Source organism: Sodalinema sp. (genome assembly GCF_046483825.1).
Classification (GTDB): domain Bacteria; phylum Cyanobacteriota; class Cyanobacteriia; order Cyanobacteriales; family Geitlerinemataceae; genus Sodalinema.
Window position 1 is genome coordinate 1 of record NZ_JAWOCL010000198.1, and the last position, 5,598, is coordinate 5,598.

6 protein-coding genes are annotated in these 5,598 nt (G+C 49.8%); 3 read left to right on the top strand and 3 right to left on the bottom strand.

All coding sequences use genetic code 11. The features are described from left to right. Positions 1–144: 144 nt before the first annotated feature. Positions 145–321 (top strand): hypothetical protein, encoded by a 177-nt coding sequence (locus R6U67_RS12965; RefSeq protein ID WP_410252939.1) that lies wholly within the window; start codon positions 145–147, stop codon positions 319–321. 14 nt (positions 322–335) lie between these two features. Next, positions 336–2,132 (top strand): tetratricopeptide repeat protein, encoded by a 1,797-nt coding sequence (locus tag R6U67_RS12970; RefSeq protein WP_410252940.1) that lies wholly within the window; start codon positions 336–338, stop codon positions 2,130–2,132. 11 nt (positions 2,133–2,143) lie between these two features. Here R6U67_RS12970 and R6U67_RS12975 read toward each other — a convergent pair whose 3' ends face one another. The 3 genes from R6U67_RS12975 to R6U67_RS12985 form a co-directional block, all read right to left on the bottom strand. After that, a complete protein-coding gene (locus R6U67_RS12975) occupies positions 2,144–2,449 on the bottom strand; it encodes a DUF3143 domain-containing protein (RefSeq protein ID WP_410252941.1) in 306 nt (101 codons plus the stop codon). 66 nt (positions 2,450–2,515) lie between these two features. Beyond that, positions 2,516–3,025 carry a J domain-containing protein gene (locus R6U67_RS12980; RefSeq protein WP_410252942.1) on the bottom strand — a complete coding sequence of 170 codons (510 nt, stop codon included), beginning with the start codon at positions 3,023–3,025 and terminating at the stop codon, positions 2,516–2,518. Positions 3,026–3,101: 76 nt separating this feature from the next. Further along, positions 3,102–3,950: a hypothetical protein gene (locus R6U67_RS12985; RefSeq protein WP_410252943.1), complete on the bottom strand. Its 849-nt coding sequence runs from the start codon at positions 3,948–3,950 to the stop codon at positions 3,102–3,104. Positions 3,951–4,440: 490 nt separating this feature from the next. On the opposite strand from R6U67_RS12985, the gene R6U67_RS12990 reads away from it, so the two are divergent. Further along, the gene (locus R6U67_RS12990) at positions 4,441–5,313 is read left to right on the top strand and encodes a polysaccharide pyruvyl transferase family protein (RefSeq protein WP_410252944.1); all 873 of its coding nucleotides are present in this window, start codon (positions 4,441–4,443) and stop codon (positions 5,311–5,313) included. The last annotated feature ends 285 nt before the right edge of the window (positions 5,314–5,598 follow it).

Below are 5,598 nucleotides of genomic sequence, written 5' to 3' on the forward strand. Positions count from 1 at the left end.
GCTCTGGAGATATGGTGTTTCCGTCCCTTTCAGATACGATTAGAATTTTGCTCCCTGTAGGATCAATTTCCCACTGATATTCTGGAGCGAAAGTTCGGACTGTATTATTGTGCCCGTCAGCAGCGCGATCGCCTGGTTCATGTGTTGACGAGTTTGTTTAATCCCAATTATCTGTCTCTGTTGGAGGAGCAAGCCAATCGAGAGTTGGCTGAGGGAACGCAAGAGACGGTGGATGAGACGTCTCTGGAGGGAGAGGAACGCCGTCAACGTCAGGTTCCTCGGCTCCCTCAATCGGGGGATGTGGAGTTGTTATTGCCATAATGGGGGGTTGAGTGATGTCCGATCGCGATCGCTATTTACAGGTTATTGATAAACTCCTCGACAGTACTCTGGCGGGACGGGTGCGATCGGTTGAACAGGTCTATCAACGGCTGTTACGGGAGATTCGTCCGGGAACCTCGGAGATTTTTGAGCGCTGTTTATTAGAACGTCGCGAGAGTTTGGAGGCTTCGGCGGGTTCGTCGTCGAAGGTGAGCCGCAAGTTACGGGCGTTACAGACCATTGAAGGTCAGTTGCGGCGCTGGGAACAGGAGCATCAAACCACGGCGGCGGTGACAACGACGGTGAAACGGCTGTCGGCGGCGGCGTCGGAGGAACGGTTGGCGGTGCTGGTGGGGGTACTCGATCCCAATCAGGAACGACCCTGGACGAGCGATCGCCTACAACAGTTGGCTCAGTCCCTCAAAACTCAGTCGGAGTCCCATCTTCAGGAGTTGGGAGCTGGGTTGAGTGAGGGGTTAGGGCGCTTGGCGGAGTTGGAAGGGGATTTAGTCAGTTGGATTTATGAGGGGGGAAATCGCTCCATTGGCTTTGGGGAGGCTCAGCAGCAGCCGGGTCCTTGGTCCTTGTGGGCGCGGAAGACGGCGGCTTATTTCCCTCGGGAGTTGTTTACGACGTTGCAGCAAGGGGGGTCGTTGGAGGCGTTGGCGCAACGTCATCTGGATTTGGGCGATCGCGCTTGGTTGGAGTTGGCGGTGCTGTTGCAGGGCTTGCAGCGGGGGCTGGTGGCTTGGTTCGATCGCCAGCCCTATAGTGCCAAGATGGGGAAACAACTGTCGGTGAGTACGTTTTTGGTGTTTGCGTCGATTTGGGGTCAGTTGTCGCAAGGGTTTGCGGCGCGCCCGAGGTTGACGGACTGTTGTTTTCAGATGACGTTACAGATTTTGCGCAGTTTTGCTCAGCGGGAGACGTTTCCGCTGTATGGTGGGGTGTTTGCGTCGTTGTCTGGGGAGTATTTGCAGCAGACGTTGGCTTATTTGGAGGTTCCTCTGAAGCGGGTGGAGGGAACTCAGGAGAAGGCCCGGATTTTGACGCTGTTGGGCTATTCTCAGCGGGCGTTGGGTGACTATGAGCGGGCGCAGGGGTTTCATGAGGAGGCGTTGGCGATCGCGCAGCAGGCGGGCGATCGCCCCTGTGAGTTAGCCAATTACAATCATTTGAGTCGGTTGTGTTTGTCTCGCAAGCAGTACAGTGAGGCGATTGATCGCAGTCAGCGGGCCTTGATTTTGGCGCGACAGGTGGGCGATCGCTTGGGGGTGGCCAATGCGTTGGCGAATTTGGGCTATTCTCAGGTGTTGGCGGCGCAACAGGTGGAACGGTTGGATGCGGATCTCTCGCAACAGGCGATGGGCTATCTTGAGCAGGGGTTGGAGTTGTCGCAACAGTTGGGCGATGGCCAGAGTTTGGCGTTGTGTTATTACAGTTTGGGGCTGGCTTATGTGTTGTTGGAGCAGCCGTCGGGGGCGGTGGGCTATTTGCTGAAGGGGGTGGAGGCGGCTCAGTCGTCGGGGGATTTGTTTTTGCAGGGGTTGAATTGGGCGGCGTTGGCGGAGGCGTATTATCGGCTTCAGGATTGGCTGCGGGCGGTGACGATGGGGGCGATCGCGGCTTATGTGTTACAGCAGATTGAGGCCAGCGAGTGGCGACAGGCGGCGGGGGTGTTGTCGATTTTGCGCGGCCAGTTGGGGGAGGAGGCGTTTGAGGGCCTGTTGAGTCGCGGGCGATCGCAGATTATTGCGGTGATTGGGGTCGATGGCTATGATTATCTACCGCAGTTGTTGCAAGAGTTTTAGTTGCAGGAGTTTTAGGAATTTCCAAAGATGGCTTGTTCGACGCCTTCGCCGAAGACGGCTTCTTCGATGTCTTCTCGGCTGAGGGAGTATTGGAAGGAGCGGGAGCGGCCCTCGTCGCTGCTGGGGTTGGCGTTTTTGTCGAGGTAGCGCACGACGAGGCGATCGACGTCGAGCCAGATGTCGGCGTTCCATTGGGGGCGATCGACGCGCCAATGGTGTAGTTCTTGGGGATCTTGTTCGCAGCCGAGCGATCGGAGCCAATCTTCGATCTCGGGAAGGGGGTAGTTGTAGAGCGGCGTGTCAGCAGAGGGGGTCATATCGCGCAACAAAACTTAAGATTCTCTCTCTCTATTGTAGGGGAGAAGACCGGAGGAGGCTAGGCGTTAGAGGGGATCGCCCCGCCAGATGGCGATTCCGATGGCCAGGAGGAGACAGCCGAGGAGGGAGGCTCCCATGAGCAGCAGGGCGAAGAGTTCGCCGGGGGAGAGGGGGCGATCGATGGGATCGAGATAGGCGTGGTTAGGGGAATGGCCTGAGGCGCCTGGGGAACGGTTGAGGGGGGGACCCGGCTGCATGACGGAGATGCGGGAATAGCGAATGTTTAGGTCATAGGTGGCCCGGCGATCGGGGTTGCTGAGGGTGGCGTAGGCTTCGTTGAGTTGCTGAAATTTCCCTTTGGCGATGTGGGGGGGAAGGGTGGTGGTGTCGGGGTGATAGCGTTTGCTGAGTTGACGGTAGGCTTGGCGAATTTCGATGACGGAGGCGGAGGGATGGAGTCCCAGGAGGCCATAGTAGTCTTTGGCGACGGCGGCGAGGTGATGCTGGAGGGTTTGTGAGTTGGGTTGGGCGCGATGCTGTGTCACGGCGCTGAGGGAGTGGTTGGGTCTCCCCATTTTACCTGACCTGTCCGGGATTCAGGAACCGTGGGAGGTTTTAAATGGTTTTAGCGGTGACTATTTTACTTATTTTTTACTTCTTGAAAATATTTTTAAATTCTTCGTCTTGCGCTCTCTGTTGCCGCAATCTCAACAGACGATAATAAAAGATGGCTTGATTAAGTATTTTCGAGATTGCCTTCCTCACTAAATTTCGCTGAGGATACTCAATCGCTTTGTGTTCTTCAAAGTAGATGGTTTTGTCTGTTGAGTCTGAATGACCTTGTTTTATTCTTTGTTTTTCAATATTATCCTTAAAAATCTCAAACCATTTCGTTCTATCAAAGCTAAAGTTCAATCCGACTTTTGATGCGGCTAAACCCATTGAATACCCTTCCCCGCTATACAATCCTTCACTCTCGAAGAAGTAAGAAAGTGTTTGCCAGGCTCTAAAAAATTCGACTTCTTTCCCAGATTGACGGCGCAGGATAAAGGAGAATTCATGCAACCATTGTACTTGCTCAATATCAACCTTTACGTCGTTAGCAACCTTCTTTACAATTTCAACATTACGGTTATTCTTGATACTTTTTAGATGCTTAACTAAGGCACAGCCTGCTCGAGCTGTTAATCCTGGATTCCAATTCAAATCATCAGGAACCGGACTCAAAATTCGCACGTCGGCATCCACAAAAAAACAGGATTCAAAGAGAGAGAGTGATTTTTCTAAAACAAATCGCTTATCATGATAGCCTTTCACAGACTGTAAGCGGTGATGAAATGCTAAAACTGAGGGAAACTCTGAAAAATCATCCGGATTATCCGTTAAGATGACAAATGATACTCCAGGAGCGTACTTCTGAATATCCTTTGCTAACTGTTTGGCGTGATTTCGGTAGCGATCACCGACGCTTAAGGTACAAAAACAATAGCTGTCAGACATAAGCTGAAGGTCTCTCCTGAAGTTGAATTGTGTTGAATTGTAAGGATATTGGACTAACAGGAAATCCAGCTAAGGAATTCGTTTTATGTGAGCCTCATTGATGTGTAATGTTATACATACACATTTTTTTGTAAAACTCAAGCATAGAAGCTCATTGCCGTATTATAGGAGTTAGCTCTATCTTATGTCAACTCAATTCAATCAGATATAGGCTTAGTGCAAACTGATCGGCGCTTTAGGAGAACCAAGAAAGACTAACTCCAGATGAAGCCGATTGGATCTGGCGGCTCATCGAGATCCGAGTTGAGTATACCCAATTGAAGGGGTGCTGGCGGGGACAGTGCGAACGAGAACTAAAGAGAGTTACAGTCTTACTCAATCTGTTGTCGCCGCCAACTTCCATGACAGCTTGACGCGGTACAATATTTTGTATAATATAAAGCTATAAATAAAATACTCAAGAAAAGCACTCTGTTTTTTCTATGATGCTATGAAATTATGCTATTATAAATTACCAGAAGGTGTCAATAATTTTGGGGATGAACTTAACCCTTGGATCTGGAATCAACTCATTCCAGATTTAATTGATGATGACAAAAGTTTAGCGTTTGTGGGGATTGGCACGTTACTTAATGATGATCTGCACTCCCGAACTCATTGGGCGCGTCGTCGAGTCATATTTGGGACTGGGGCAGGTTATGGTAAGGGCGTCTTAACACTTGATGACTCCTATAAAGTTTATTGTGTACGAGGACCGCTGTCCGCCCGAGTCTTGGGGCTAGAAGAAAATGCAGCGGTCACGGACGGAGCTGCTTTAATTCGCCAGTTATTGAGCAGCAGCAATGAGAAAGACTATCAATTCTCATATATGCCCCATTATGAGCTTGCGGGCCAGGGATGGGAAAGAGTTTGTAAAAATTTAGGATTTGGCTATATCGATGCTCGGTCGGATGTAGAAGAAGTTTTATCATTAATTAGCAAAACAGAGATTTTAATAACTGAAGCAATGCATGGTGCGATCGTTGCTGATGCGCTTCGGGTTCCTTGGATACCGGTTGTAACCAATTCGACGATTCTATCTTTTAAATGGCAAGATTGGTGTGCATCGATTGGAATTGATTATAATCCTTGTCATCTCTCCAGGTTGTGTCATCCAAGACAAAAGTTAGACTTGTTAACTCCTATTCGTAAAATTAGAGATAAAAACAGACAAAACCAAGCGGCTATTGCTTTGAAGAAAGTGGCAACGGGTCAATCTCCTTGCCTCAGTCAAGATTCTCGCATTGAACGTTTGACTGAACAGCTTCAAGAAAGGCTTAACAGTTTTCGGGAAGATTTTGAGAATGGTTTGTTTAGGAGTTAAAGTCAAGACCTAGGGATTTTAGGGAATTGCGAGTTCTGGGGAGTGATTTTTGGGAAAATAATAATTTTGTTTCAATCCCTCAAAGGGATTTTAGGGAATTGCGAGATTGCCCGCTGCATCCAGTGGCTCTCTGGTGTCATGTTTCAATCCCTCAAAGGGATTTTAGGGAATTGCGAGCTACCAAGTGAGCAAACGTTTAGCCAAAGACATCTTTGTTTCAATCCCTCAAAGGGATTTTAGGGAATTGCGAGCTAAATACAGTGTCCTGCTCTGCCGGGGTAGTTG

Bases quoted from the DNA above. Each gene is read 5' to 3' on its own strand.
- R6U67_RS12990 (WP_410252944.1), top strand. From the start codon at position 4,441: ATGAAATTATGCTATTATAAATTACCAGAAGGTGTCAATAATTTTGGG.
- R6U67_RS12975 (WP_410252941.1), bottom strand. From the start codon at position 2,449: ATGACCCCCTCTGCTGACACGCCGCTCTACAACTACCCCCTTCCCGAG.
- R6U67_RS12970 (WP_410252940.1), top strand. From the start codon at position 336: ATGTCCGATCGCGATCGCTATTTACAGGTTATTGATAAACTCCTCGAC.
- R6U67_RS12980 (WP_410252942.1), bottom strand. From the start codon at position 3,025: ATGGGGAGACCCAACCACTCCCTCAGCGCCGTGACACAGCATCGCGCC.
- R6U67_RS12985 (WP_410252943.1), bottom strand. From the start codon at position 3,950: ATGTCTGACAGCTATTGTTTTTGTACCTTAAGCGTCGGTGATCGCTAC.